Origin of the sequence: Sinimarinibacterium flocculans, from assembly GCF_003201205.1 — a bacterium.
GTDB lineage: Bacteria > Pseudomonadota > Gammaproteobacteria > Nevskiales > Nevskiaceae > Solimonas > Solimonas flocculans.
On sequence record NZ_QICN01000002.1, the window covers coordinates 413782 to 439333 of the forward strand.

Below are 25552 nucleotides of genomic sequence, written 5' to 3' on the forward strand. Positions count from 1 at the left end.
GGTTCAGACGATGCTGACCCGCGCGGCGACAAGGACCGCCGCCATGGCCCGGCTGCTCTTTGCGAAGGCTCTCACGAGTGCCTGAGGCTGGTCGCACACGCCCCACTTCCCTTGACCCTCTCATCGCCACCCTTATGATCCTGTGATGATGACACCTTCTATACGAGGCCCTAATGGACGACTCTCCGATAGTCCGCCGATTCTCGATTCACGCTCTGCACGGATACAAGGATGTACAGATAGCCTTCGATAGCCGCAGCCGCATCATCATCGCTGAGAATGGCTCTGGAAAGACCACGATACTCGGTGCGCTAGCTAGCTTCCTGAAGGGCCACTTCTACGAGCTTCAGAAGCTGAGATTCGAGAGAATCGAATGCGAACTTAATGGGCAGCCAGAGCCGGTTGTCCTTCTCCATGATCATCTGATTCCTGCAGGTGGCCAGTCATTGGCGACGCTGCGCGAATGGTCTCGCATCTCCGGGCGAAGCTTGTCCGAACTACAAACTGCGCTCTTGGCAGACGCCGATACAACAACGCCGTTCGGCTCGGGCGTACTACACGAAGTCTATTCACGCAGCCCTCACGACCGCCAAACTTTTCAACAGCAAGTCAACGAGCTCCGTGGCTTAGTCCGTGAGCAAACTAGTGCCCCTGCGCTTAAGGCCATGGATGCTGTCCGGCGAGTAATGAGTAACTATCAAATCCTGTACCTCCCAACGTACAGGCGCGTTGAACTGCCAAAGGTGCGCGACAGAAGGGCTCAGGCGCTTGAGCTCGAACGAAGAAGGTATACGCGAGGTCTCTCCGAAGAACCCGGGAGAACTGCTGCCGACTCGATTCAGTTTGGACTAGCTGACGTTGAGGAACGATTGCAGGCGCTAATGGTGGAGATTCAGAGACAGTCCAACATTGGCTACAGAAAGATTACGGCGACAATCATTGATGATGCCTTGAGTGGAGGCCTGCGTGCGGAGTCACTCTTTCCGCAAGGCCTCCCTACTGTAGAAGATCTCGGGCTCTTCTTCTCGCGAGTCGAGGAGACCTTCTCTACGAAGAGGAGACTGGAGCAGTTAGAGGAGCTTTACGCAAACGGCAGCATCAATAGTACTGACAACGTACTTCTCCGCTATTTCCTCGGCAAGTTTGCTGAAGTGATGAGCAAAACTCGAGAGATGGAGTCCAGGGTAGAAGCGTTCGTGGAGAGAGCAAACACGTATCTCGCCCAATCCACTGACGAAAAGCAGCTTCAGTATTCCGCGAACACCATGAAAGTTGCGGTATTCGATAAGTGGACCAATTCGAACATCGACTTCGACAGCTTATCGTCGGGCGAAAAGCAAGTGCTTTCCCTAATGGCGCATATGTACCTTGGAACCCGCAAGAAGATCGTGCTTATCGATGAGCCAGAGCTCTCTCTATCTATAGAGTGGCAACGTCGAATCCTCCCTGATATCGCCGATGCTCCCACGTGCGCGCAGCTCCTAGCTATTACGCATTCTCCTTTCATTTTTGAGAATAAGCTAGATCCGTTCGCCGCACCATTGACGGTGAAGAAAACTCGCGGGGACTCCGCATGAGCGCCGAGCTCCTTGATTCCCTGAGGCACGGGAGGTCGAGCGGCTCAGTTCTAAAGATTAGGGTTAGTCAGGTTCGGTCGAAGCACCCGAGCCATCCAATTTTCGTTTTCGAAGGCGACGAGGATATCGGCCCCTATGAGGTATGGTTAAGAGGCTGCTTTGGAAGAGCCTACCAACCGGTTCCAGGCAAAGGCAAAGGCCAGCTACTGAGCTGCAGAGATAGTCTGCTATCGGATAAGACAGGCTCGTTTGAATGCGTCTATTTCTTCGTCGATAGGGACTTCGATGGTCTGCGGGAAAGACCTCCTGGTGATGATATCTACGTAACTGGGTGCTACTCTGTTGAGAATGAAATGCTCGTGCCCGAAGTTCTACATAGCCTGCTAGTCGACGAGTTCAAACTGTTTGTAGGCGGAGAGGAGATCGATCGCCTAGCGGCACATGCAGAGCGCGTTCTTGAGTCGATATGCGTCGCTCTGAAAGCAGCGAACAAGAGGATATTTGTTGCTCGCAGACTTGGGGTGCCGCTGCAAATCGACGACTCGGTCACAAAATACATCGCTCTTGATGCCAACGGCGCATCAGTTCGTCACACCGAAGAGCAGCTCGAACGGCTCGTAAAATATGAGCGCCCAGTACCCTCAGAACTGTGGGCCGCTATGGACGCTGCGTTTGAGAACCTTGAACCGAGAGTTGATTACCGCGGAAAGTTTCTGCTACGAGGACTAGCGAATTGGTTTCGGCTTCTAGCCGAACTTAGAGAAAGCGGAGCTAACAACTTCTTTTCAGATCCACTATCAATTCGATTTAGTCCTGAGCATCTTTCACTGCGCGCGCTTGCGTCTCGGCGCAAAGCTCCAGATTCGTTGGTTAGATTCGTTTCAAAGATTGGGCACCCAAGCGCGATTTGATGGCGGATTGTTCGGTCGAGAGGTCGGCGAAGTACCAAGCGGCGGCGCCCTGGTAGTGGCAAGCCCGGCTTTGGACGGTAGTCGTGGCCGGCTACCGGGTCGTCCGCCGGCAGCAGCGGGGACCAGCGGTCTTCGGGCGGCGTCGGCTTTCGTGGCATGGCGCGAAAGCGTATATGCGCGGCGTGGGGAGCGGACGGAGTTTGCGCTCGCCGACGTGCAGAAGCGGTCGCGCCTGAAGGCGCTCCTACAGGTGACACAAACCAAGAACCCCGCAGTTGTCTGCGGGGTTCGGCGGTACAGCGGCGCTTCGCCCTACTTCTTCGATTCCTGCTCCAGCATGCCGGCCATGCCCTGCTTGGGCGCGGCGGCCTGGGTGGCGGCCGGGCGCGGGGGCATGCGCGGCATGCCGGGGAAGCCGATGGCGAACTGTTCTTCCATGGTCTTCATGTCGTCCTCGCTGTAGCCCATGGACGCCATGATTTCCTTGGTGTGTTCGCCGACGAGCAGCGGGCGGCCCTGGATCACGCCCGGGGTATCGGACAGCGAGAACAGCAGGCCGATCTGGTCGAGCTTGCCGACGACCGGGTGCGGATAGGACACGACCCACTTGTTCTTCTGCGCCACCGGATCGTCGTGCAGCTTGCGCGAGAACTCGGCATCGACGATCTCCACGGGCACGCCGGCGCCGTCGAGCGTCTTGAACGCCTCGCTGGCGCTCATCGTCTTGAGCTTGGCGCCGATCTGGCCGGCGTCGGTGACGCCCAGTGCCGACAGCAGTTGGTCCTGCTCGGCCTTCGCGCGCGCGGCCACGCAGATCCAGGCGTCGCCGGTCTCGTAGAGGCGATGGAACGGTCCGTAGCCGAGCTGGTCGCCGCCGATGCGCGGACGCTCGAAGCCCTTGCCGTCCTTGGTCGCCACGGCGTAGCTGGTGTTGAGCAGCGCGGCGTTGATGATGGAGGTGTCGACGAACTGGCCTTCGCCGGTGCGGTCGCGGTGATAGATCGCCTGCACGATCGAGGTTGCGGACAAAAAGCCGTTGCCGGTGTCGCCGAAGCTGGTGAAGCTCCACAGCGGGCGGCCGACCTCGCCGTTGTCGCCGGTGCGGCCCATGCCGCCGTCCTCGAACTGGATGCCGGAGAGGCAGGCGCCGGTCTGGTCGTTGCCGGGCAGCGCCGCACGCGCGCCGCGCTCGAAGCCGCGCGAGTGCGCGTAGATCAGCTTCGGGTTGATCTTCTTGAGCGATTCGTAGTCGATCTTCAGTCGCTCGGCGGCGTCGTAGCGCATGTTGTGCTGGACGACATCGGCCTTGGCGACGAGATCGAGCAGGATTTTCTTGGCGCGTGGGTCTTTGAGGTTGAGGGTGATGCTCTTCTTGCCGCGGTTGGCCATGTAGGCGATGTGCACGCGGTGCCAGAACAGGTCGTACAGGCCGTTGATCTTGATGACCGTGGCGCCCAGGTCCGACAGCAGCTGCGTGCCGAAGGGTCCGGCGATGGCCAGGCCCAGGTCCAGCACCACGATGCCGTCGAGCGGCGCCTTGAGATCGCCCTTCTTCTGCGCGGCGGTGGCCGCCTTGGCTTCGGCGATGATCTTCGCCGCCTCGGCCTTGATCTCGTCGGTGTTGGCGCCGGGCTTCACCGGCGGTGCGCCGGGCGCACCCTGGGTCACGCTCATGTTGTAGGCGTTGCCGACGGTGCGGATCGTGCCCAGTTCCGGATGCGTGGTTTCGGTGACGCAGCCGTCCTCGAGGAAGGCCGGGTCGGCGAGCGAGTCCTCAATGCTGCGCACCGGCTGCATCGTCATCTCGGCGGTCGCGGCGGCCTCGATCCAGTCCTTGACCGGGAACTTGGCGACCGCCTCGGCCAGCAGCGGTTGGTAGTGCGACATCACCAGGATTTCTTCCGGGCCGGTGCCGAAGCGGTCCGGATCGTTCTGCACGGTGAGGTCGGGTGAGGCATTGAGCGTGTCGCCGGCCGCGGCCTGCAGGATGAAGCGCGGGTTGGGCACCCAGTTGTGCAGCCAGTGTCCGTCCTTGGCCTGGAAGTGACCCTTGGACGACTTGCTGTTGAGAATCCAGGTGTCGAAGCCCGGCGAGTCCGGCTTCTCCGCGCGCTGCCAGACGCCGGCGGCGCCGGCGAGCGCGCCCTGCAGCAGCGAGGTTTCCACCCACTGCCCCTTGCCGGTGATCTCGCGCGCGCGCAGCGCGGCGGCGATGCCCAGCGAGGCGTTGAAGAAGGCGCCCAGGCTCGGCCACTGCGAGGCGACGAACAGCGGGCCGGGACGCGGCGCGCCCTGCACCTGGTCCTGCGGAATCTCCAGGTCCGGATACGGGTCGGGCAGGCCGCTGATGTGGTTGAGCGCGCCCTCGGGCCAGCCGCGCTGCTCGAACATCAGGCCGGTGCGCGCCTGCACCAGCGCGTCAATGGCCGGCCGGTCGCTGTGCGGGTTGTCGCGGCCGTAGCCGGTGATCGAGCAGACGATCAGGCGCGGGTTGAGCTTCGACAGCGACGCGTAGTCGATGCCGAGCCGGGCCGCTTCGCCCGGCGCGTAGGACTCGACGAGGATGTCGGCCGTCTTCGCCAGCGCCAGCAGCACGTCCTTGTCCTCGGGCTGGGTCAGATCGAGAAACGCGCTGCGCTTGCCGCGCTGCCACACCGCGTAGCCGAGCTTATGCGGGCCGTCGAGCGTGCGGGCGGGGTCGCCGCCGGGCGGTTCGATCTTGATGACGTCGGCGCCGTTGTCGCCGAGCAACATCGCCGTCATCGGTCCGGCGATGCCGGACGTCAGGTCGAGCACTTTGAGGTTGTGGAGAACGCCTGCCATGTCACACCTTCGGGAACGAATTCAAATGGAGTACAACGCCCGAGTCTAAGCCCGGGACGACGATGCAGTGCCGTCCTTTCGGACGACACGGCATCCAAGCACCGAAGCGCCGCCGCTCAGCCCAGCCCGAAGGTCTTCAGCGCGTTGCCGGACGTGATCTTCACGCGATCGGCCTCGGGGATGCCGGCTTCCTTGAACTGGCTGACCACCTGCTTGCGCGAGTTCGGCCAGCAGGTCGCCGGATGCGGGAAGTCGGTCGACCAGTACAGGCAGTCGGGGCCGAAGTACTCGTAGCAGTCCTTGAGGCCGCGCGGCTCGTACATGAAGGTCGCGCCGCACTGCTGGCGGAAGGTCTCGCTCGGCGGGCGGTTCACGCCGGGGAAGGTGTAGTGCTGGTTCATGCGCGGATCGAGCAGCGCGTCGAAGAACCACGGCAGCCAACCCAGGCCCGGCTCGACGAAGAGCACGCGCATCTTCGGATACTTCTCCAGCGTGCCGGTGAGAATCCACATGCAGATGGTTTCGGCCAGCGGCGCCCACGGCAGTCCGGTGAAGATGCCCTTCTGCGGCGTCGGGTCGCGGCGAAAGACGTCCCACAGTTCCTTCTTCAGGTCCAGGTGGTTGAGGATCGTCAGGCCGGTTTCCTCGATGGTCTTCCACAGCGGCACGTAGCGCTCGTGGTAGAAGTCCGGCAGGCCCAGGTCCGACGGAAACGGCGTGAGCTGCACGCAACGCGCCTTGCGGTCGCGCGCCAGGCGCTCCACTTCCTTGACCGCGAAGTCGATGTCGTAGAGCGGCAACTGGTAGGCGCACATCAGGCGCACCGGATCGTGCGCGGCGAAGTCCGCCATGGCGTTGTTGTAGCCCTGGAAGACCTCCTTCCAGTCGTCGCCCATCAGTGCGGGGCTGACGATCTTGGCGCCGGCCAGCTCGGGAAAGATCACCTCGGCGTAGACGCCGTCGAGGTCCATGGCCTTGAGCTTGCCTTCCGGGTTGAAGTGCCCGGGGTCCTTGGACGCCTCCGGATCGACGAAGTCCTCCAGCTCCAGGTTCGGCTGGCCGCCGCGCAGCACCTCGGCCGCGTATTTCTCGGCCTTGCGGTTGGCGTCGTCCCAGACCGCATGCATCTCTTTGCGCAGGCGCTCCTTCACCCAGTCATCGGTGAAGTGCACGTGCGAATCCACCGACACCAGCTTTTCGGTCGCCAGTTCGCTCATCGTCATGTCCTCCGTTTGCTCGCAGAGCGCCCGCTGTTGCCGACCGCCACGGGGCGTCCCGGGCAGGCGGCATGGGCATCCTGACCGCACGTTAGCCAGCGCCCGTCACCCCCCGCATGCTGCAAACGGGGTAGTTTGCGAAAGGCTTTCCGGAATTTGCCCGGAATCCGCTAGGAACGGGCGCTCGCGACCGCCCGATCCGCCCTGAACCGCACGATCCATGGCAGCAAGCCCGCGGCATGCAGGGCGAGGTCCGCGGGCAGCCCGCCGGCCGTCAGTGCGTACAGGCCGAACACCTGGTGATCGAGCGCTGAAAGCAGCATCCAGGCCAGGGCAAAACCGGCTGCCACACGATGTCCGGACCGCTGCATCGGCTGCACCGGCTCGCGGCGCAGCAAAGCCAGGGCCGCTGCGGCTGCGAGCACCGCCGCTCCGGCGAGCAGCACCGTCCGCAAGGTCCAGCGCGCAGCGACCCATGTCACCGGCACCGCCACCACCCCGGCCGGCGACCCGCACCAGCCGGTCGCATCGACATGCACGGCCATGTCGCCGGCGAGCAGCAGCATCACCGCGGTGACATACGCGAGCCCGCCCAGGCCTGCGCCCCACAGTACCCACGCCGCCGTGTGCCAGCGGACGCTGGCAGGCGTCGCCGCGGCGCCCGAACGCAGTCCCAGCCAGGCGAGCAGCAGTACGGGCATGGTGCAGCAGAGCATCGGATCAGAACGCCCAGTTCAGCCGCAGGCCATAGGTTCGCGGCGGCGCCAGCGTACGGTTCACGCCCGTGTCGATCTGGAACACTCCGCCGGTGTAGAAGGTGTCGGCGAGGTTCTCGCCGAAGGCCATGACACGCAGCTGCCATGGATCGTAGTAGTAGCTGAGCCGCGCGCCGTAGATCTCGTAGCCTGCCTGGCGCGCCACCTCGCTGTTCTGGGCGGTGAAGAAGAACTCGTCGGAGTGGTAGACATCCCCGGAAAGCTCCAGCTCGCCGCGGCCGAGCAGCCACACCTTGGTCAGCGACGCCGATCCCGACCAGCGCGGTGCTCGCGGAATGCGATGCCCGGAAAAATCCTGCCCGGTGAGCAGCAGGCCGGTCACGTCGCTGTAGCCGGTACCGTTGCTGTACTCGGTGAACCGCGCGTCGAGGTAGGCCGCTCCCAGCGTCATCACCAGACCGTCGAACCACTGCGGGAACAGCACGACGGTGCTGTCGAAGTCGAAGCCGCGCACCTCCGACTCGTCGGCATTCTCGAAGTTGACACCGCCGCCGCCGAGCACGTTGGCGTACTGGATCTGGAAGTTTTCGAGCGTGTAGTGGAAGACGGCGGCGTCGAAGCTGACGAGCCCGTCGAGGAAGCGGGTCTTGACCCCCAGCTCGTAGGCGGTCAGGTCCTCCGGCTTCACGTAGTCCGGCCGGGCAAGGATCTTGATGGTGTTGTAGGTCGCGCTCTTCACTGCCTCCTGCCACGACAGGAACAGCAGCGTCTCCTCACCCAGCGAGAACTCGAGCCCGACCTTGGGGCTGAAGCTGTGCTGCGTGTCGGACAGCAGGTTGCTGTCCGGATCGGCAGGGAACAGGGCGGGCGCGTCGCGGTTGCGCGTGAGCGTCTGGTAGGACTCGATGATGAAGCGCTCCTCCGACTGGTAGCGCGCGCCCAGCGTCATCCGCAGCCGGTCCGTGAAGCTCACGGTCATCTGCCCGAAGTAGGCCAGCGACCGCGCGCCGAGTTGGCCGTACTGGTTGATGCCGGGCCCTTGCCCGTCGCCGAGAACCGGCAGGTCGAGCAGTCCGGTGATGGGGCCGAGCAGCGGATTGGCGAGATTGAGCTTGATGCTCAGACCTTCCTTGTAGCCCTGGTCCGCCCGGAAGTAGTACATGCCGGCGATCCAGTTCAGCCAGCCGGCGCCCCAGGTGCCGTCGTTGGACAGCAGCTGCAGCTCGGCCGTCTGCACGTCGCCGAACAGGTCGCCGTCCACCGACAGCAGCGGCGTCGGCGAACCGTCGAGATCGTAGAACGCCGTGTTCTCGATGGACTGATCGGAGGTCAGCACGCGGATGTCGAGCCACGGCAGCGTCCATTCGGCGCGCCCGTAGAAGACCGTGTTCTCGACACCGTTGTCGACCGGTGCGCTGAGCTCGCCGTCGTATCCGGTCTGCGGCTGGATGAGGGCGCCGAGGAGCGGGCTCGGTGCGTAGTTGAGCTGGAACAGCGAGCCCGCTCCGTCCTGCTCCGAGCGCAGGGCCGCAAGCTCGATCTCCAGCGTATCCGTCGGCCGTATCGCCATCTTCACGCGCGCGCCCTTCGCGACGACGGGTTCGAGCGGCTGCCCGGCCGCGACGCCGTCCATGTAGAAGTCCTCGCGGTTGTGGTAGGCGGAGACGCTCATCGCCATGGACTCGCCCAACGGCAGATTCAGGTAGCCGCGGTTCTTGATGCTGTTGAAGGCACCGACGCTGCTCTGCACCGAACCGGAGAACACCTCGAAATCCGGCGCCGGGGTGTGAATGCTGATGGCCCCGCCGACGGCGTTGCGGCCGAACAAGGTGCCCTGCGGCCCCTTGAGCACCTCGATGCGCTCGACGTTGCCGAAGTTCTGCGCAAGGCCCTGGCCGAACGGGAAGTAGATGTCGTCGATGTAGTAGGCGACGCTCGGGTCGCCGAGCAGGAACACGTCCGAGCCGAGGCCGCGCAGATAGACGATCGCGAAACCGATGCTGTTGGAGAAGTTCAGCGCCGGCACGATCAGCGACAGCTTGGTCGGATCGTCCACGCCCAGCGCATCCAGCTTGTCGCCGCTGAAGGCTTGGACGGAGATCGGCACGTCTCGCAGGTTTTCCTCGCGCTTCTGCGCGGTGACGACGATTTCCTCGACCAGGCGGTTCGTCGGCCGCTCGCGCACGACCGGGGGCGGTGGGTCCTCGGCCACGCGAATCACGTCCAGCTCGTCCGCCACCTCGACGTCCGCCGCCGGAGAATCCGGCGTGCCCAACGTGGTCTGCGGCGCGTCCGGTGCGTCACCTTTGCTGTCCCCGGCAGGCGCCTGCTGCGGCTCGCTGCCGAGCAGAAAGTCCAGATCATCCTGCGCCGACGCGGCGCCCGCGACGAGGATCAGTGCCAGAGAGACCAGCCCCGGCGAGAGGGCCCGTTCGTGACGCTTGCGCACACCCGCGTTCATTCCACCCGCTCCTGTGCCTGATCCCGGAAATGCGAGCGCTCGGTGCTGGCCTGCGCTGGCGTGAGTTCGTACTCGGCCAGGTCCGGCCGACGCATGTCGCGGTAGAAGCGCGCCGGTGGATGCGCGTAGAGATTCGGGTCGCCCGAGGCATCGATGTACCAGCTTCGACAGCCGCCCGTCGCCCAGATGGTCCGGCGGACGGCCTGCGCCAGATCGGCGTTGTAGCGCTCGAACGACAGGCGCCGCGGCGATACCGCTGCGAGGCCGCGCCTGCGCATCGCGTCGAGCACCTGCACGATGTAGCGGATCTGGATCTCGCTGACCGAGACCAGCGAAATGTTTCCGACCGGACCGCCGGGACCTTCGAGAAACCACAGGTTCGGAAAGCCGGGCACCGACATCGCCCGGTGCGCGCGCGGCGCCTCGCCCCAGACATCCGCCAGCCGCTGCCCTTCGCTGCCGATCACGTCCACCGGCAGGATGAAGCGGTTGCTGTGGAAGCCCGTGCACAGCACCAGGGTGTCGAGCGCGTGCAAACGTCGGTCGCGCGTGCGCACCCCCTCGGGTTCGAGGCGCTCGATGGCGTCTGTCACCAGCTCGACGTTGTCGCGGACGATGGCCTCGTAGAACGTCGAGCAGATCACCAGGCGCTTGCAACCCGCGCGGTAGTCCGGCGTGAGCTTGCGGCGGAGGTCCGGGTCCTTGACCGTGCGCTGCAGGTTCCAGCGGCAGGTCCATTCGAACAGCCGCTGCATCAGGGTGTTGCCCATCGTCGCCGGCCCCAGCGTGCGTTCCAGCGCGAGGCGATGCGCGTGGTACATCAGCCGCGGCAGGCCCGGCACTCGCGCCATCAGCCATTTCCACCAGCCGGAATACCGCTTCTGCAGCAGCGGAAACATCCACTGCGGCGTGCGCTGGAAGCACGACAGGCGGGCGCAGCGCGCGCCGAGCGCGCCGACGATCTGCGCCGCCGTGGACCCGGTGCCGATGACGCCGACACGCGCGCCATCGACCGGCGCATCGTCTTCCCAGCGCGATGAATGGAAGACCCGTCCACGGAAGTCCCGCAGGCCCGGAATCTCCGGCAGCTTCGGATGATGGAGGATGCCGGCCGCAGAGATGACGATGTCGTAGGTGTCCTCGCCATGCCGGGTCACCAGGCGCCAGCGCTGCCCGGTGCTGACGAGACGTTCCACCGGCGTTTCGAAGCGGATGCAGCGGCGGATGTCGAAGTCGTCCGTCACCTTCTCCAGATAGGCGCGGATTTCCTCGCCGAGCGGATAGCGGTGCGACCAGCGTGGATTCGGCGCGAAGGTGAACGAGTACCAGTACGACGCGATGTCGCAGGACAGACCCGGATACCGGTTGTCGCGCCAGGTGCCGCCGACGGCAGCGGCTTTCTCGTAGACCGTCACGTCGTCGTAGCCGGCCTTGCGCAGATGCACGACCGCAGCGAGGCCCGACAGGCCGCTGCCGATGATCGCGATCTTCGGCATGCGACCGGCGGCCGCCCAGGGCATGAGGGTGTCGTCCATGCTCAGTTCACCTGCCGGTCGCGGCCTTCCCAGTACGGCGCACGCAGCTCGCGTTTCAGGATCTTGCCGGCCCCGGAGAGCGGCAGCGCTTCGTTCCGGAACTCGACGCTGCGCGGACACTTGTAGCCGGCGATCCGCCCGCGGCAATGGGCGATCAGCGTCGCCTCGTCGACGGGCTGGCCCGGCCTGGCGACGACGATGGCGTGCACCATCTCGCCCCACTCCGGATCGGGTACTCCGATCACTGCCACCTGGCCGACCGCCGGATGGGTCGACAGCGCGCTTTCGACCTCGGTCGAATACACGTTCTCGCCGCCGCTGACGATCATGTCCTTCGCGCGATCGACCAGAAACAGGTAACCGTCCGCATCGAGATAGCCGACGTCGCCGGTGTGCACCCAGCCGTCGCGCAGCACCTCCGCCGTCTGCCGCGGCTTGTTCCAGTAGCCCAGCATCGCGTTCGGCCCGCTGGCGCAGACTTCGCCGATCTCGCCGGCAGCCAGCGTCGTGCCCTCCGGCCCGGCGATCCGGATGTGCACGCCGTAGGCGGCGCGGCCGGCGGAGCGCAGCAGGCGGCTGCGCTCGCCCTGCCCCACGTGATCGTCCGGCAGCAGCAGCGACACCACCGGCGCCATCTCGGTCTGTCCGTAGGCCTGCATCAGCCGTATGTGCGGCGTGGTCGCAAACACGCGGCGCAGCAGCCCCTCGGGCATCGGCGACGCGCCGTAGAGAATGCGCCGGAGTCCGGCGAGCTTTCCGGCGTCGAAGTCCGGATGGTCAAACAGCATCTGCATCATCGTCGGCACCAACAGGGCGTCGGTGAGCCGTGTGTCCGCGATGACCTGCTGCACGCGCTGCGGCTCGAAGGCCGGAACGATCACGTGGCGCGCGGCCAGCAGCGTGAACGTGTACAGCACGGCGAGATCGGCCAGATGGAACATCGGCGCCGCGTGCAGTACGGCGCTGTGCTCGTCGGCTTCGATCGCCGCGACGACGCTCAGTGCGCTGGACAGCAGCGCCGCATGCGTCAGCATCACGCCCTTGGGAAATCCGGTCGTGCCTCCGGTGTAGAAGATGCCGGCGATCTGCTGCTCGCCCTGTACCTGCTCGTGACATTCCGCGGCTTCGGCGATCAACCGCTCCAGCGGCAGCGCCCAGTGCGGACACTCATCGGCATCGCCGATGAACAGGCAGCCGCCCAGGTCGCTCCCCTGCGCCCGCAACGCGTCGACCGTCGGCAGGAACGTCCGGTCGAACAGCAGCCATCGCGATTGCGAGTCGCGCAGCGCATAGCTCAGTTCCATCACCGCCCAGCGGATGTTCAGCGGAACGATGCGCGCACCGATCTGCGGCACGGCGAACAGGGCATCGAAGTAGCGATCGCTGTTCAGTGCGAGGATCGCGACCTGCTCGTTGCACGAGACGCCCAGCGCGCGAAGCGCCGACGCCAGCCGGCGTACGTCGCGCGCGGTCTCGGCCCAGCTTCGATCCCGACCCATGAAGGTGGTGGCCATAGCGCGTGCGCGCTGCTGCTCGGCGCGCCAGATCATTTGACAGAGATGCATGTGGGTCTCCGGGGTTGAGTCGCCTTCGGAATTGCGTCAGGACCGCGTCGGCGCGGTTCTGCGATCCGGGCGCTCCAGCAGCCGTACCAGCGCCCACAGCAGGCCGGGGGACAGGCGACGGGCCCACACGCTGGCGCGCGTGTACCAGCCGGGGAACACCCAGAAGCGGCGCCGGCGCAGCGCGGCGTCGACGGCGTCGATGACCTGCGGCGCAGTGATCGGGGGCAGCAGATCGAGAAAGCGCGGCCAGCGCGTCGCCCTGCCCTGCGCCAGCAACGGCGTCTTCACGGCGGGGGGACAGACACAGACGACCTGCACGCCGCTGCCGCGGCATTCCTGATGCAGGACCTCGGTGTAGGTCACGGCGGCCGACTTGGTCGCGGCGTACGCCCCCATGAAGAAGATCGGCACGTGCCCGGACAGCGAAGCGAAGCTCACGAACTCCCCGCGGCGTCGGGCGATCAGCAGCGGCATCGTCGCCGCCGCGACGTTGACCAGCCCGCCGACATTGATGTCGAACAGTCGCCGCACGGTCGCAGCGTCCATGTCGACGAGTCGTCCCAGCGGCATGATCGCCGCCGCATTGACGACGCGACGCAGGGGCCCGAGACGGGCTTCGGCCTGCGTCACCGCGTCGCGCACCGCCCCGGCGTCACGCACGTCGCAGGTCAGCTTCAGCAGTTGCGGCGACGTGCCGAGCTGGTCGAGGCCCGCCGTATCGACGTCCACGGCTGCCACCGACCACCCCTGCTGCAGCAGGCGGCGTGCGCAGAGCTGTCCCATGCCGCTGCCGGCACCGGTGATGAAAGCCACGTCGCGATCGCCCGCCATCGTCATGGCGCCGGCGCGACCAGCAGACGCTGCGGTGCGGCCTCGATGCGAAGGTCGAAGCGGGCCCGGCCACCGGCATCCGCGACGCAGACCTGTGCATCGCCGATGCGATAGCGCTGACCCGGCCGCAGCTGATCCAGACCGAGCGTCGCTGTCCGGCCGACCGCGGCGCTGCAGCCCGGCGCGAGTTCCAGCGCCAGTGCCGAGCCGTCATTGCGCGCGTAGCAGACCAGCACATCCGGGTATGGGGCTTCGGCCAGAACCGGACCGGCGCGCTCGACGTCGGGAATGCCGTCGGCATGCATCGAGCGTCGCTGGTTCGGCCGGGCCGTCCAGTGATAGAGCGTCGTCGCATGGGCCTGCGTGGACACGCCATCGAGCGAGACGGCACCGTCGTTCTCCGGCCGCCAGTCGAATTCCTCGCGGACGCGCTCGCGCAGCAGCGCCGCCACCTCGAGATCGCCCATCTCGGCTGCGGCGGCGCCGATCTGCGTATAGGTTGTGATCATCGACGGCCGGTAACTGCCCGTATCGAGCCGGTCCCAGCCGCGCGCCTCGATCTCGATCCGCCCGTCGAGCACGCGGATGTAGTCCATGCGCGCGATCTCCCAGGAACGGCGCGCGATGTCCGGAAAGGTGCCGTGCTGGAAATGCGCGGTGACGCTGTCCGCCATCGCCGAGGTCAGCATCGGCAGTGTCAGGCCGGTGTGCGTCGAGCGGATCGCCAGCACCCGGCCGTCGAGCGTGCAGAACTCGTCGTCGAAGCGGCGCCTGTAGTCGGACTCGATCTCCGCGAACCAGCGCGTGCCGTACAGACGGTCGTGCACCTTCAGCGCGATCGCGCTGAAGTTGTTGCACATCGGGTAGATCCAGTTCGGTTCGCAGGGGAAGAGCGTGAAGGGGCTCTTGCGGTGGCTGCGATGGAGCACCTCGCAGATCTCGCTGAACCGGTAGCGCCACTCGCGGCCGGACGGATGCCGCAGGACCAGGGGCTCGTCCTGGTAGCGCGTGTCGCCGGTGTTGGAGATGTACTCGGCGAGCATCGCCATGTACCAGCCGTGATACATGACGTTGTCACGGTGGTGGATGGGATTCGGATCGAGCGCGAGGTTGCCCCAGGCGTTCTCCCAGACCCAGTACTTCCAGTTGCGGTGATCGAGCATCTTCAGATGCAGCCGGCGCTGGGCTTCACTCAGGTAGCCGGTGAAGGCCGGCGTCGCGCCGTAGTGCACGCCGGAGAGCGCATAGCCCATGCCGCAAAGCGCATAGCGCAGCGCCCCGAACTGGAACTGGTCGACCCAGTTGATGCCGTCGTAGCGATCGACCGGCTGCAGCGCACGATCGAGGACATGTCGCAGCAGTGGCAGCGCATCCCGGTTCAGCGGGGCGGGCTCGAACCGGCCGGCGGGGCGCAGCTGCAAGGCCCGTTCGCGCAACGCGACATTGCGGCGGGCACGATGCCGCAGCGCCTGCGCGGTCGTGCGCCGCGCGGTGCGCACGGCGAGCCCCCCGGCCAGGCCGAGTATCGCCATGACCAGCCACGGCGCTCCGGTCCAGGGCACATCCGGCACGGCGATGGCGGCCGCCAGCGCGGACAGCAGCCAGACGGCGACCGGAGCCACGACATTGCCGCTGCCGAACCATGCGAAGAAGCCAAGGCCGAAGAGCGCGATCGTCAACAGCCATGCGGCCACGCTGGCGGCGACGCCGGAAAGGCTCGTGAAGCCCGCCGCAAAACCTGCGCCGGGCATCAGCAGGCCGAGCCCGAAGGCACGCCACGCAGACGGCGCTGCCGTCCACAGCATCCAGCCCAGTACCGCCGCGCCGGCGTAGACAGCGGCCAGGCGCCGGTACCGCTGTCTCGTCAGCGGCCCGGCGGCGCGGTCCCGCAACGGGATCGTTGCGACCGTCACAACCGGCGATGCAGGGTCCACGGCGCTCTCCTCGCGATCTGATCGTTCTGCGCCGATAAACTATCGGCGGCTCCTGAACAGATCGACCGAGAATGTCCAAACGGCCGGCGGACGAAAAAACCCGCGCGCATGCTGGGGCGCGCCTGGACGTCGCGGCGCTGCTCACGGAAGCGATGGAGCGGCAGATCCGCAAGGGCGCGTCGTTCCAGGCGCTGACGGTCGACGGGCTCGCGCGCGAGGCGGGAGTGTCCCGGTCGAGCTTCTACCTGCGATTCAAGGACAAGAACGATCTGCTCGCCTATCTGCTGGAGCGCGTGGCCAGCGAGATCGGCGTCGCCGCGGGCGACTGGTTCGCGCATCCGGAAAGCACCGGCCCGGACCAGGTGATGACGGCGGTGGCCGGCATCGTCGACGTCTTCGAGCGTCACCGCGCGGTCATGCAGGCGGCGATCGAAACCTCGGGCCAGGATCCGAAGATCGATTCGCTGTATCGCCAGCTCCTGAGAAACCTGCTCCGCACCAATCGCCGCGTCGTTCAGCGCGCGGCGATGGCAGGACGGACGCGCCCTGACCTGAGCACCGACGTCGGCGATGCCCTGGTGTGGATGATCGAGCGCTGCAGCTATCAGCTCGCCAGCGCGGACGCCCGCGGGCGACAGCGCGCGATCGGGGCGTTGTCGCACATCGTCTGGCACAGCCTGTTCGAAGATGAACGCTAGTGCAGCGCTCTCAACGAAACGTTGGAAGATGGCCGAAGGACTTTCGTGCAGATCGAGGCGCGAATCGGAGGCGTAGCGGGCACTACGGCGACGATGAGCAACGAAGAGCTGCGCGAAAGGACTCGGCCAGGGCTAACGGTTTGTTGGGAACGCTGCACTCATCCGGTGGCGCGCTAGCGTCCCGCGTGCACGCCCGCGGTCCCACACCCCGCAGTGCCACACTACGCCCCTGCCCTTCGCCGGAGTTTTTCGTGGACGTCAGCGGTCGCATCGAATTTCGCATCACCGAGCAGGGGCCCGACCGCGTCGTCGGGACGATGCCGGTCCAGCCCGGCATCCTCAATCCCTTCGGCACCGCGCACGCCGGCGCCATTCTCTGGTTCGCCGACGTCTGCGCCACGGTGCTGGCTTTCGGCGGCACCGGCATGACCCCGGGTGGCAGCGGATTTCCGCTGGCCATCAACCTCAGCGCGGCACTCACCGGCAACCAGAAGGACGGCAGCTTCACCGCCACCTCGCAATACGTGCGCAAGGGGCGCAGCCTGAGCGTCGTGCGCACCACGGTCACCGGCGACGACGGCCGGCTGATCGCCGACGTCACGACCAGCCACGTGCCGGCGAAGTAGCGCTACGCGCCGAGCGCCGGCGGCCGCACGTACTTGCGGGTCAGGTGGACGCCGGCGACGAGGGCCACGCCCAGCGGCGCGAGCCAGCCGAAGGTCTGGACCGGCGCCGCCCAGGTCTCCGGCAACAGCCGCCCGAGTCCGATCAGCAGGAAGGCGATATGCGTCGCCACGCCGTTGCCGATCATCGCGCCCAGGTGCTCGGACAGCGACCAGCGTGGCGCCGGCGGACGGCGGCTCAGCGCGAGCATCGCGCCGCCGCGCCCCAGGCCGACGAAAGCGAAGCCGGCGAAGATCAGGTTACCGGCCGACAGGCCGTAGACCAGCATGCCGGCACCGGACGCAAGCAGTACGACCGCCGCCGCGCGATAGGGCGTTCCGAAGTAGCGCGCGGGATCGCGCTTGAGCTGCAGCGCACGCAGGCTGGTCCAGACGCTCTCGCTGACGATGACGACCAGGTAGGCGAAGAACAGGGCAAAGCCGAGGCGTTCGCGCATCAGCAGTGCGCCGACGATCGGCAGCGCGGTGAGCAGGATCAGCCGCATCGCCTGCAGGTAGATGCGTCCGGCGCGGCGGTGCAGCGGCGAGCCCTTGCGCGCCAGCCCCGCGGTCCAGAAGCTTGCCAGCGCCACCGTGCCCGCCAGGGCGTGCAGCATGACCACGGCTTCGTACATGTCGGTTCTCCGTCGATGAGCGCAGGCAGTCTGCGCGCCGCGCCGCGCCGCCGGCAGGTGACGAAACGCAGGGTTGGGGGGTGACAAAACGCACCTGCCCGCGCGCCGCGGCGCTCGGCATACTCGGCCATGGCCCGCGATTTCCGACATGACGACGACGGCCCGCTCGCGCCGCTGAACCTGGCCGGCTACCTCACCTGGCTGGCCGTCAGCTCCGGTCCGCTGCTGCGCCTGCCGTCGCTGACCCCGGACCTGCCGACGGCGGCCGGCCTCGTCGGCTCCCTGGGTTTTCTCGCGCTGTTCGTCTGGCGCTCGCTGCGGCGCGCGCCGGATTGGGCGCTCGACCGCTGGCTGGTGCTCGCACAGGTTCCGGCGACGCTGCTTGCCGTCGCCGGCTGGCGCGACGGCCTGCAGCCGGTGCTGATGATCATCGTCGCCGCACAGGCGGCGCTGCTGTTTGCCCCGCGCAGCCTGGTGCTGGTGCTGGCCACCGCCAACGCGATGCTGCTGGCGACGCTGCTGATGATGTGGCCGACGGGCGCGGCGCTGCGCAGCTTCGCGGCCTATCTCGGCTTCCAGGGCTTTGCCTGCCTGCTCGCGATCTACGCGCTGCGCGCCGAACGCGCTCGCGATCAGGCGCAGCATCTGGCCGCCGAACTGCTGGCGACACGGGCGCTGCTGGCCGAGGGCGCACGCGCCGGCGAGCGCCTGCACCTGTCGCGCGAACTGCACGACGTGGCCGGCCAGAAGCTGACGGCGCTGAAGATGCAGCTCGCCCTGCTCGAACGCCGCGCGCCGACGGAACTCGCCGCCGGCGTGAAGACACTGCGCGAACTCGCCGACGAGCTGCTGGTCGAGCTGCGTGCCGTAGTCGGCACCCTGCGCCGCAGCGACGGCGTCGATCTGCACGCAGCCTTGCAGGCGCTGGTCCGCGCCTTCCCGCAACCGCAGGTCGTGCTCGATCTGCCGGACGAGCTGCGGGCACCCGATCTCGCCCGCGCAGAAGCCCTGCTGCGTGCTGCGCAGGAGGCCCTGACCAACGCCGCCCGGCACAGTGGCGCAGGCCGCGTCACGCTGAGGCTCGCACCCGAAGCGGACCGGCTGGTCCTCGAAGTCCGCGACGACGGTCACGGGCTGCGCGGCGCGCCGCCCGGCTACGGCCTGACCGGCATGCGCGAGCGTCTCGAAGCCGTCGGCGGCACGCTGGCGCTCGACGAACCGGTCGACGGCGGACTGTGCCTGCGTGCCAGCGTGCCGGCGGGGGGCGCGACATGACGGCGCCGCTGTCGATTGCACTGGCCGACGACCAGGCGCTGATCCGCAGCGCGCTGGCGGCGCTGCTGCACGAGCTGGGCATCGACGTCGCCGTGCAGGCCGAGGACGGACACGCGCTGCTCGAGGCGCTGCACCGGCAGCGCGTGGATGTGGTCGTCAGCGACATCCGCATGCCGCGGCTGTCGGGCATCGACGCGGTGGCGCGTCTGCGCGAACGCGCCGACCCGACACCCGTGCTGTTGCTGACGACCTTCGACGATCCCGCGCTGATGGCTGCGGCACGTCGCGCCGGCGCGCAGGGCTTCCTGCTCAAGGATTCGGCGCCCCAGGCGCTCGCCGATGCGATCGCCCGCCTTGCCGCCGGCGGCACGCTGTTCGCCGCGATCTCGACGGACGCCGTACCGGCACCGCCCGCGCCGGACGGCGCGCAGTCCGCGCACCTGACCGAACGCGAGAAGGATGTGCTGCGCCTCGTGGCGGGCGGTTATTCGAACAAGGAGATCGGTCGCGCGCTGGCGATCAGTGACGGCACCGTGCGCAACCATCTCACCGAGATCCTGGCAAAGCTCGAAGCGCGCGACCGCACGCATGCGGTCATCAAGGCCTTGTCGGCACGCCTGCTCTGAGCCAGCGCGCGCCTACGCCGGGCCATCGTCCTCGACGAAAGCCTGCAGGCGCTGCAGCGCCTCGTCCCACTGCTGCGAAATCCGGTCGAGATAGCGCTGCGCGTCGCCGAGCCGCTCCGGACGCAGCGCCCAGATCTGCTCTCGGCCCGCGCGGCCGCCCTGCACGAGGCCGGCCTGTTCCAGGGCATGCAGATGCTTGGTGACGGCCTGCCGCGACACGCGGGCGCCCTCGGTGAGGCGTGCGATCGACAGCGGCCCGGCATCGCACAGGCGCGACACGATGCGCAGGCGCGCCGGCTCGCCGAGCGCCGCGAACACGCGCGCCGGGTCGCCCGCGGCCGCCGTGCGGCGGCGGCGCCGTCGCGGCAATGCCGGATCAGCCATCGGTTCCGAGCGACAGGTACTTGGCGACCAGGTCGAGCTGGTGCGTCCAGCCGCCGTCGTTGCCGGCGAATGCATCGGCCCGGCGCGCCAGCGGGATGCGCTCGAAGCCGGATTCGGTGATCGTCAGCAACACGCCATCGGGCCTCTGCTCGAGCTCGAACACCACCAGCGTCCGTTCCTCGTCCGGCAGCGGCACATCCGACTCGGGCACGCCCGGATGCCAGCGGAACGCGAAGCAGCGCATCGGCTCCACGCGCTCGATCCACAGGTCGAAGGCGACGCCGTCGTAGGGCTTCTGCATCTCCGCGACCGCGGCATCGACCTGCGTTGGCCTGATCTTCGCCCGTACCCGCGTGCCGGTCACGAAGCCGCCTTCCACTTCCATGCCGAACCACGCACCGAAACGCCGCGAATCGCTGATCGCGCGCCAGACGCGCTCCAGCGGGGCTTTCAGCAATACCTGCTTCTCGATCCGATCGTGTTCCATATGCAACCTCCTGGTTGCATATCTATACCAGACGGAACGATGGATACGCAACCATATGGTTGCATATTGTCGACGTGCGGACCGGTGTACGCGGGCCTGCGCTATGGGGCGGGATCGGCCTCGGGAACCCACGGGTGTCGCATGATGCGGTCGCGCAGCGCCGGCAGCGGGGCACGCCAGCCGCCGCCTCCGTAGAGCGCGAGCCACAGATGCTCCTGCGCATCGACGGTCAGGGCGTTGACCGATTCGTCCGCCAGCCCGCCGATGCCGGTACCGAGCCGATACCAGCGATCGTCGCGTCTGAGCAGCAGCCCCTGCTTCCAGGTGCCTATCCAGCTTTCGTCGGCGCGGTCGACGATGCCGGTGACCCAGACCCCCGGCAGCACGACCCGGATCTGGCGATCGTCGCCGACGCGGAACAGCCCGCGGGTCGACCCCACCCACCAGCCGCCTTCGCGCGCCGGCACCAGCGCCTCGACCCGGCCGGCGTCGTCCGGCCACTGCATCCAAGGTTCCGCGCGATCGCCGTCCCAGGCCAGGATGCGCCGGCCCGAGTCCGCGAGCAGCAGCTGGCTTTCGCCTGCCCCGACGGCATCGAGCCGGCTGGCGCCGGGCAGCGTGATCTCGCGCAGCTGCCCGCCCTCGTCGTCGAGTCGCCACAAACCGTCGCCGGCGACGAGTACATGCCCGTTCCACGCCAGCATCCGGACGATGCGCCCCTTCGGACGATCCTCGCGGGCCGACAGGCGATGCAGCGTTTCGTCGCGCCCCATCAGGACCTCGCCATGCCAGCCACCGAGAAGGTAGCGGCCGTCCGCCAGCAGCAGGGCCGAGGCCATGGCCTGCGAACGCCCGTCGGCGAACTGCTCACGGTAGCGCCGCGGGCTGTACAGCAGGCGCCGAAGGGGCGCGTCGCCGGCACCGAGTTCGAGCACGGCGTACTTGCCGGTCATCAGCACGTCGCCGGTCGGCGTCAGCGCCACCTGCATGGCTTCGCTGCTCATGCCCTCGATCTCGCGCAGCGGGCCGCCCGTCAGCATCGAGAGGATCGGCACGGCGCCGGGCGTCGCGTCGGGCGCCCGTGCGCCGGTGGCCGCGGCATCCGGCCCGGTGCCGGCTTCGCTGCGTGCGGTGGCGTCCGGTGCGGTGGGAATGGGTATCGAGCGGTCGGGCGATGGCTCGTGCAGTGCCTGCACGACTTCACCCGTGGCCTGCTTCACCTCGGGCCAGAACTCCACCAGCAGCCCGACCAGCGCGCCGAGAACCAGCAGCAAGACGATGCGGCGATTCTCGGAACGCGATTCGCCGGGCAGCACGGCCCGCGCCGGCGGCGGGCGGGATCGGCTGTCGGGTTCGGAGGGCGGGCGTTTCATCGCCGTGAGGATAGGGCAGCGACCGCGTCCGGTCGCCGCCCCATCAACCGGCGCTCAGCGCGCCGGGTTCGTGGCGACGAGGGTCGGCTGCCGCTCGCGGAAGAACCAGGCCCCCAGCGCGGGCAGCAGACAGACCGCGCCGAACATGTTCACCAGGAACATGAAGGACAGCATCACGCCCATATCGGCCTGGAACTTGAGCGCCGAGAAGATCCACGTGGCGACGCCGACGGACATCGTGATGGCGGTGAACACCGCGGCGCTGCCGCGCTCGACCATGGCCCGCTCGAAGCTTTCGCGGAAGCTCACGGTCGGGTCGGCCATGTGGTGCTGGATGCGCTCGAACAGGTACAGGCCGTAGTCGACGCCGACACCGACGCCGAGCGCGATCACCGGCAGCGTGGCCACCTTCAGGCCGATGCCGAGCGTCGCCATCAGCGCGTTGCAGAACACCGTGACCAGCAGCAGCGGCGTCATCACGCAGATCACGCCGATCCACGAGCGGAAGGTGAGATAGCAGAACAGGATCAGCGAACCGAAGATCGCCAGCAGCATCGTCACCTCGGCCGCGGCCACTGCCTCGTTGGTCGCCGCCATGACGCCGACGTTGCCGCTGGCCAGCCGCAGCGTCACGCCGTCGACCGGGTTGGCCTCGACGAAGCGCTTGATCTCGGCCACGGCGTGCTGGATCGTGTCGCCCTCGTGATCCTTCATGAAGATCATGACCTGGATCGCCTTGCAGCCCTCGTTGTTGAGGCCGAGGTTGGGATCGAAAGCCTTGGAGCCGGTGGACAGGCCGACCTGCGAACGCGGCAGCGCGCGCCAGCGCGGATTGCCCTCGTTGAACGCGGAGATCACCAGCTTGCCGATGCCGGCGACGCTGATCACCGACTGCACGCCCTCGACACCCTTCATGTACAGCTCGAAGCGGTCGATGAGCTCCACCACCGGGTAGTGCAGGCAGGAGTCGCCTTCGAAACCGGGCGCCTCCGCGATGACCGTGAGCACGTCGACGCCGATGTCGTAAGTGCCGGCGATGACCCGGTTGTCCTGGTTGTAGCGCGAGTCCTCGTGCAGTTCCGGCACGCCCTGTCCGGAGTCGCCGATCACCAGGTCGCGGGACTTCCAGGTCGCGCCCGCAAGCAGGACCAGCGCGGCGGCGAATACCACCACCGCGAAGCGCGGCTCGGCACAGTTGCCGATCATGCGCACCAGCGGCGAGCGCCGCTCGATGCCGCTGTCGCCGGCATGCGCCATCGCCGACTGCTCGAGCCGCAGGTGCGCCAGGATGATCGGCAGGATCATCTTGTTGGTGATGATCATCAGCAGCACGCCGACGCAGGCGGTGATGCCGAGTTCGTGCACGATCGGGATGTCGATCAGCATGATCACGCCGAAGCCGAGCGCCTCGGTCAGCAGGCCGGCGGCACCGGGAATGAACAGCTTGCAGAACGAGGCATGGGCCGCGGCGGCCGGCGTCGCGCCGTTGCCGACCTCCATGCGCCAGGCATTGGTCATCTGCACCGCGTGCGAGACGCCGATCGAGAAGATCAGGAACGGCACCAGGATCGACATCGGGTCGATGCCGTAGCCGAGCAGCGGCAGCACGCCGATCAGCCACAGCACCGGCAGCATCGCGACGAACAGCGCGACGACCGTCGTGCGCAGCGAACGCGTGTACCAGTACAGCAGCACCGCCGTGATCGCGAACGCGATCGCAAAGAACGCGAACACGCCGACCAGGCCCTTGATCACGTCGCCCAGCAGGCGCGCGAAGCCGATGATGTTGACCTCGATGTCCGGGTTGTACGCCGGGTTGTCGACAGTCTCGACCTCGACCTCGCCGCCCTCGACGATGAATTCCTGCTTGCCCTCGGCCCCGGGCACGTCGCGCAGCACGCGGAACTTCTGCATGCCGAGCATCGCGCCGTAGTCGACGTACCCCTCAGCAACGACTTCACCGGCCTCGAAGGGTTCGCGCGCACGCTTCATCCGGTAGACGTACTGGATCGGGCTCTCGTAACGCCCGCGAATCTCCTCGAGCTTGCCCTGCACCTCCCAGTAGTCGACCTTGACCCCGGCGTTCGGGTCGTACTCGTGCAGGTCGGCCTGCACCATCGCGCCCTTGAGGTCGACGGCGACGAGCTGTCCGATCTGGCCGGAGTGCTCGACGTTGTTGCGCACGCGATCGAGATCCTGCTCGGTGCCAGAGTAGCGCGCCGGCACCACCGGCTCGCCGCGGAAGCCGTCCTCGGTGATCTCGATGTAGTAGACGTTGGGCGTGAACAGCGACGAGACCTTGGTGCGGTTGATGCCCGGAATGAAGAACACCTCGTCGGTGGTCTCCTGCAGGGCCTTCATGAACGCCGGGTTGTAGATGTCGCCTTCGCCCTTCCACCGCAGATTCACGAGGATCTTGTTGGCGCCGGAGAAGTCGTCCATGTACTGCATCATCGTGCGCATGTACGGATGCTCGACCGGGATCAGCTTGAGGAAGCCCGGGTCGAGCTGGACCTTGGTGGCGCTGTAGCCGAAGGCGATCGTGATCAGCGCGAACAGCACGGCGAGCACCTTGCGGCTGCCGATCAGGAAGTCGGCCATGCGCGCGACCGCGCGTTCCGAACGGGTCATGACGCGTCTCCGGCCGCGGCCTGCGGCTGCTTGATGACGAGGCCGCCCTCGCCTCCCGTGAGCCAGCCGCCGGATGCCAGCGGCTCGATCGTGACGATGCCGCTGCGCGTGGGCGCCGCCACCTGCTGGAAGCTGCGCCCGTCGTCGCCGGAGCGCAGCAGCGTACCGGCGGCGCCGACCAGCAGCGCCCGCCCCTGGCCGTCGACGCTGCCGCCGAACAGCGACTCGCCGCCGGGCAGGCGGCTCTCGGTCCAGGTCTGGCCCAGATCGTCGCTGCGGTAGGCGTGCCCACGCATGCCGAAGACGATCAGCGTGCCCGACGGCAGCGACAGTGCCCCGAACAGCGAGCCGTCGTAGACCGACGGCAGCTCGGTCCAGCTCTGGCCGTCGTCGGTGGAGCGCAGCAGCAGGCCGCGTTCACCGACCAGGATCAGCGAGCCGTCTGCCGCCACGGTCATGCCGTTGATGTGCCGCTGGCCGCTGAACGCCTGCGCCTCGAAGGCGGCGAAGGGGTCGGCATAGGGGTCGAGCGCCTCTTCCGGCGCCGACGATTCGTCTTCCGTGGTTTCCGGCGTGACGATGTCCAGCTCGTACGGCTGCCAGCTCCGGCCCCGATCCTGCGAGACCCGCATGACGCCGAAGGCGCCGTAGGCGAACACCCGGTCGCCGACGAGGCCGGACACGCCCAGCAGCGGATCGCTGCCCTCGCTGTAGGCCACCTCCTGCCACGAATCGCCGCGATCCTCGCTGAGCAGGATCCAGCCGTCGTGGCCGACCGCGAGCACGCGCTGTTCGTCGATGAAGCGCACGCGCGTCAGCGTCGATCCGCGCTGCGGTGCCGGTGCTGCCGACCGCCATGGCCCCGCGGCGCCGTCGGCGACGAGGATCTGCCCCTGCTCGCCGACGGCGACGAAGCGCTCGCCGGCACGGTCTACGCCGTTGACCAGCAGCCGCTCCGGGTAGACCTGCGTGTCCGGGAACGCCGGTGGCTGTCTCGGCGAGAACGAGTACACCGCACCGCCGACGACGAGCGCGGCCACCAGCAGGGCCGGCCAGCCGGCTACGACACTCCCGGCCGCCTGGCGCTGGGCCACGGTCGCGGACGCCGAATCGTTCATGAGTCTCTCCTCTCTAGCGCTTGCCCCGGTCTATGGCCGGGCTCTGGCGGCGCGGCCTTGGTGCGCCCGCGCGCCAGCAGTCTGATCCGGGCC

The 25552-nt window shown here is 67.3% G+C and carries 20 protein-coding genes; 6 read left to right on the forward strand and 14 right to left on the reverse strand.

The window, feature by feature from the left end; genetic code table 11:
- Positions 1 to 173 precede the first annotated feature (173 nt).
- Entirely contained in the window at positions 174 to 1577 is a 1404-nt protein-coding gene (locus tag C8D93_RS05695) for an ATP-binding protein (protein WP_110264186.1), read from the forward strand.
- Positions 1574 to 2488, forward strand: a complete 915-nt coding sequence (locus C8D93_RS05700; protein WP_110264187.1) for a DUF4435 domain-containing protein — start codon at positions 1574 to 1576, stop codon at positions 2486 to 2488. The genes C8D93_RS05695 and C8D93_RS05700 overlap by 4 nt, the downstream gene beginning before the upstream one ends.
- A gap of 312 nt (positions 2489 to 2800) precedes the next feature.
- On the opposite strand, the gene C8D93_RS05705 is transcribed toward C8D93_RS05700, so the two are convergent.
- The 8 genes from C8D93_RS05705 to C8D93_RS05740 all read right to left on the reverse strand — a co-directional run bounded on the left by C8D93_RS05705 (position 2801) and on the right by C8D93_RS05740 (position 15570).
- Positions 2801 to 5311, reverse strand: a complete 2511-nt coding sequence (locus tag C8D93_RS05705; RefSeq protein WP_110264188.1) for a CaiB/BaiF CoA transferase family protein — start codon at positions 5309 to 5311, stop codon at positions 2801 to 2803.
- A 116-nt stretch (positions 5312 to 5427) separates the two neighbouring features.
- A complete protein-coding gene (locus C8D93_RS05710; RefSeq protein WP_245903825.1) occupies positions 5428 to 6528 on the reverse strand; it encodes an amidohydrolase family protein in 1101 nt (366 codons plus the stop codon).
- Between the two features lie 170 nt (positions 6529 to 6698).
- Entirely contained in the window at positions 6699 to 7229 is a 531-nt protein-coding gene (locus C8D93_RS05715) for a hypothetical protein (RefSeq protein WP_146216521.1), read from the reverse strand.
- Positions 7230 to 7248: 19 nt separating this feature from the next.
- Positions 7249 to 9705, reverse strand: coding sequence for a TonB-dependent receptor (locus tag C8D93_RS05720; protein ID WP_110264191.1), 2457 nt, complete (start codon positions 9703 to 9705; stop codon positions 7249 to 7251).
- The gene (locus C8D93_RS05725; protein WP_110264192.1) at positions 9702 to 11240 is read right to left on the reverse strand and encodes a flavin-containing monooxygenase; all 1539 of its coding nucleotides are present in this window, start codon (positions 11238 to 11240) and stop codon (positions 9702 to 9704) included. The genes C8D93_RS05720 and C8D93_RS05725 overlap by 4 nt, the downstream gene beginning before the upstream one ends.
- A gap of 2 nt (positions 11241 to 11242) precedes the next feature.
- Complete coding sequence (locus tag C8D93_RS05730) at positions 11243 to 12805, reverse strand: long-chain-fatty-acid--CoA ligase (protein WP_110264193.1); 1563 nt, start codon at positions 12803 to 12805, stop codon at positions 11243 to 11245.
- 36 nt (positions 12806 to 12841) lie between these two features.
- Complete coding sequence (locus C8D93_RS05735) at positions 12842 to 13642, reverse strand: SDR family NAD(P)-dependent oxidoreductase (protein WP_110264194.1); 801 nt, start codon at positions 13640 to 13642, stop codon at positions 12842 to 12844.
- Complete coding sequence (locus tag C8D93_RS05740) at positions 13639 to 15570, reverse strand: linalool dehydratase/isomerase domain-containing protein (RefSeq protein ID WP_146216522.1); 1932 nt, start codon at positions 15568 to 15570, stop codon at positions 13639 to 13641. The genes C8D93_RS05735 and C8D93_RS05740 overlap by 4 nt, the downstream gene beginning before the upstream one ends.
- Before the next feature lie 71 nt (positions 15571 to 15641).
- On the opposite strand from C8D93_RS05740, the gene C8D93_RS05745 reads away from it, so the two are divergent.
- Positions 15642 to 16268 carry a TetR/AcrR family transcriptional regulator gene (locus C8D93_RS05745; RefSeq protein ID WP_110264196.1) on the forward strand — a complete coding sequence of 209 codons (627 nt, stop codon included), beginning with the start codon at positions 15642 to 15644 and terminating at the stop codon, positions 16266 to 16268.
- 251 nt (positions 16269 to 16519) lie between these two features.
- Positions 16520 to 16894, forward strand: coding sequence for a PaaI family thioesterase (locus C8D93_RS05750; RefSeq protein WP_110264197.1), 375 nt, complete (start codon positions 16520 to 16522; stop codon positions 16892 to 16894).
- A gap of 2 nt (positions 16895 to 16896) precedes the next feature.
- Here C8D93_RS05750 and C8D93_RS05755 read toward each other — a convergent pair whose 3' ends face one another.
- Positions 16897 to 17565 carry a hypothetical protein gene (locus C8D93_RS05755; protein WP_110264198.1) on the reverse strand — a complete coding sequence of 223 codons (669 nt, stop codon included), beginning with the start codon at positions 17563 to 17565 and terminating at the stop codon, positions 16897 to 16899.
- Between the two features lie 129 nt (positions 17566 to 17694).
- Here C8D93_RS05755 and C8D93_RS05760 point away from each other — a divergent pair, with 129 nt between their 5' ends.
- Both C8D93_RS05760 and C8D93_RS05765 read left to right on the forward strand, forming a co-directional pair.
- Entirely contained in the window at positions 17695 to 18840 is a 1146-nt protein-coding gene (locus C8D93_RS05760) for a sensor histidine kinase (protein WP_110264199.1), read from the forward strand.
- A complete protein-coding gene (locus C8D93_RS05765; RefSeq protein WP_110264200.1) occupies positions 18837 to 19466 on the forward strand; it encodes a response regulator transcription factor in 630 nt (209 codons plus the stop codon). The genes C8D93_RS05760 and C8D93_RS05765 overlap by 4 nt, the downstream gene beginning before the upstream one ends.
- Before the next feature lie 12 nt (positions 19467 to 19478).
- Here the strand turns inward: C8D93_RS05765 and C8D93_RS05770 are convergent, their stop codons facing one another.
- The 5 genes from C8D93_RS05770 to C8D93_RS05790 all read right to left on the reverse strand — a co-directional run bounded on the left by C8D93_RS05770 (position 19479) and on the right by C8D93_RS05790 (position 25459).
- Positions 19479 to 19850, reverse strand: a complete 372-nt coding sequence (locus C8D93_RS05770) for an ArsR/SmtB family transcription factor (RefSeq protein ID WP_110264201.1) — start codon at positions 19848 to 19850, stop codon at positions 19479 to 19481.
- On the reverse strand, positions 19843 to 20337 hold the full coding sequence (locus C8D93_RS05775; RefSeq protein WP_110264202.1) for an SRPBCC family protein: 495 nt from the start codon (positions 20335 to 20337) through the stop codon (positions 19843 to 19845). The genes C8D93_RS05770 and C8D93_RS05775 overlap by 8 nt, the downstream gene beginning before the upstream one ends.
- A gap of 101 nt (positions 20338 to 20438) precedes the next feature.
- Complete coding sequence (locus C8D93_RS05780) at positions 20439 to 21653, reverse strand: hypothetical protein (protein ID WP_146216523.1); 1215 nt, start codon at positions 21651 to 21653, stop codon at positions 20439 to 20441.
- A 111-nt stretch (positions 21654 to 21764) separates the two neighbouring features.
- Entirely contained in the window at positions 21765 to 24341 is a 2577-nt protein-coding gene (locus tag C8D93_RS05785) for an efflux RND transporter permease subunit (RefSeq protein WP_245903826.1), read from the reverse strand.
- The gene (locus tag C8D93_RS05790) at positions 24338 to 25459 is read right to left on the reverse strand and encodes a WD40/YVTN/BNR-like repeat-containing protein (protein ID WP_110264204.1); all 1122 of its coding nucleotides are present in this window, start codon (positions 25457 to 25459) and stop codon (positions 24338 to 24340) included. Before C8D93_RS05790 ends, C8D93_RS05785 begins: the two co-directional genes overlap by 4 nt.
- Positions 25460 to 25552: the final 93 nt, after the last annotated feature.

What these genes read in the sequence shown, in the direction of transcription:
- C8D93_RS05720 (WP_110264191.1), bottom strand. Translation starts at nt 9,705, where the DNA reads ATGAACGCGGGTGTGCGCAAGCGTCACGAACGGGCCCTCTCGCCGGGG.
- C8D93_RS05705 (WP_110264188.1), bottom strand. Translation starts at nt 5,311, where the DNA reads ATGGCAGGCGTTCTCCACAACCTCAAAGTGCTCGACCTGACGTCCGGC.
- C8D93_RS05710 (WP_245903825.1), bottom strand. Translation starts at nt 6,528, where the DNA reads ATGAGCGAACTGGCGACCGAAAAGCTGGTGTCGGTGGATTCGCACGTG.
- C8D93_RS05785 (WP_245903826.1), bottom strand. Translation starts at nt 24,341, where the DNA reads ATGACCCGTTCGGAACGCGCGGTCGCGCGCATGGCCGACTTCCTGATC.
- C8D93_RS05715 (WP_146216521.1), bottom strand. Translation starts at nt 7,229, where the DNA reads ATGCCCGTACTGCTGCTCGCCTGGCTGGGACTGCGTTCGGGCGCCGCG.
- C8D93_RS05770 (WP_110264201.1), bottom strand. Translation starts at nt 19,850, where the DNA reads ATGGCTGATCCGGCATTGCCGCGACGGCGCCGCCGCCGCACGGCGGCC.
- C8D93_RS05765 (WP_110264200.1), top strand. Translation starts at nt 18,837, where the DNA reads ATGACGGCGCCGCTGTCGATTGCACTGGCCGACGACCAGGCGCTGATC.
- C8D93_RS05755 (WP_110264198.1), bottom strand. Translation starts at nt 17,565, where the DNA reads ATGTACGAAGCCGTGGTCATGCTGCACGCCCTGGCGGGCACGGTGGCG.
- C8D93_RS05745 (WP_110264196.1), top strand. Translation starts at nt 15,642, where the DNA reads ATGTCCAAACGGCCGGCGGACGAAAAAACCCGCGCGCATGCTGGGGCG.
- C8D93_RS05730 (WP_110264193.1), bottom strand. Translation starts at nt 12,805, where the DNA reads ATGCATCTCTGTCAAATGATCTGGCGCGCCGAGCAGCAGCGCGCACGC.
- C8D93_RS05775 (WP_110264202.1), bottom strand. Translation starts at nt 20,337, where the DNA reads ATGGAACACGATCGGATCGAGAAGCAGGTATTGCTGAAAGCCCCGCTG.
- C8D93_RS05735 (WP_110264194.1), bottom strand. Translation starts at nt 13,642, where the DNA reads ATGACGATGGCGGGCGATCGCGACGTGGCTTTCATCACCGGTGCCGGC.
- C8D93_RS05700 (WP_110264187.1), top strand. Translation starts at nt 1,574, where the DNA reads ATGAGCGCCGAGCTCCTTGATTCCCTGAGGCACGGGAGGTCGAGCGGC.
- C8D93_RS05725 (WP_110264192.1), bottom strand. Translation starts at nt 11,240, where the DNA reads ATGGACGACACCCTCATGCCCTGGGCGGCCGCCGGTCGCATGCCGAAG.
- C8D93_RS05695 (WP_110264186.1), top strand. Translation starts at nt 174, where the DNA reads ATGGACGACTCTCCGATAGTCCGCCGATTCTCGATTCACGCTCTGCAC.
- C8D93_RS05790 (WP_110264204.1), bottom strand. Translation starts at nt 25,459, where the DNA reads ATGAACGATTCGGCGTCCGCGACCGTGGCCCAGCGCCAGGCGGCCGGG.
- C8D93_RS05760 (WP_110264199.1), top strand. Translation starts at nt 17,695, where the DNA reads ATGGCCCGCGATTTCCGACATGACGACGACGGCCCGCTCGCGCCGCTG.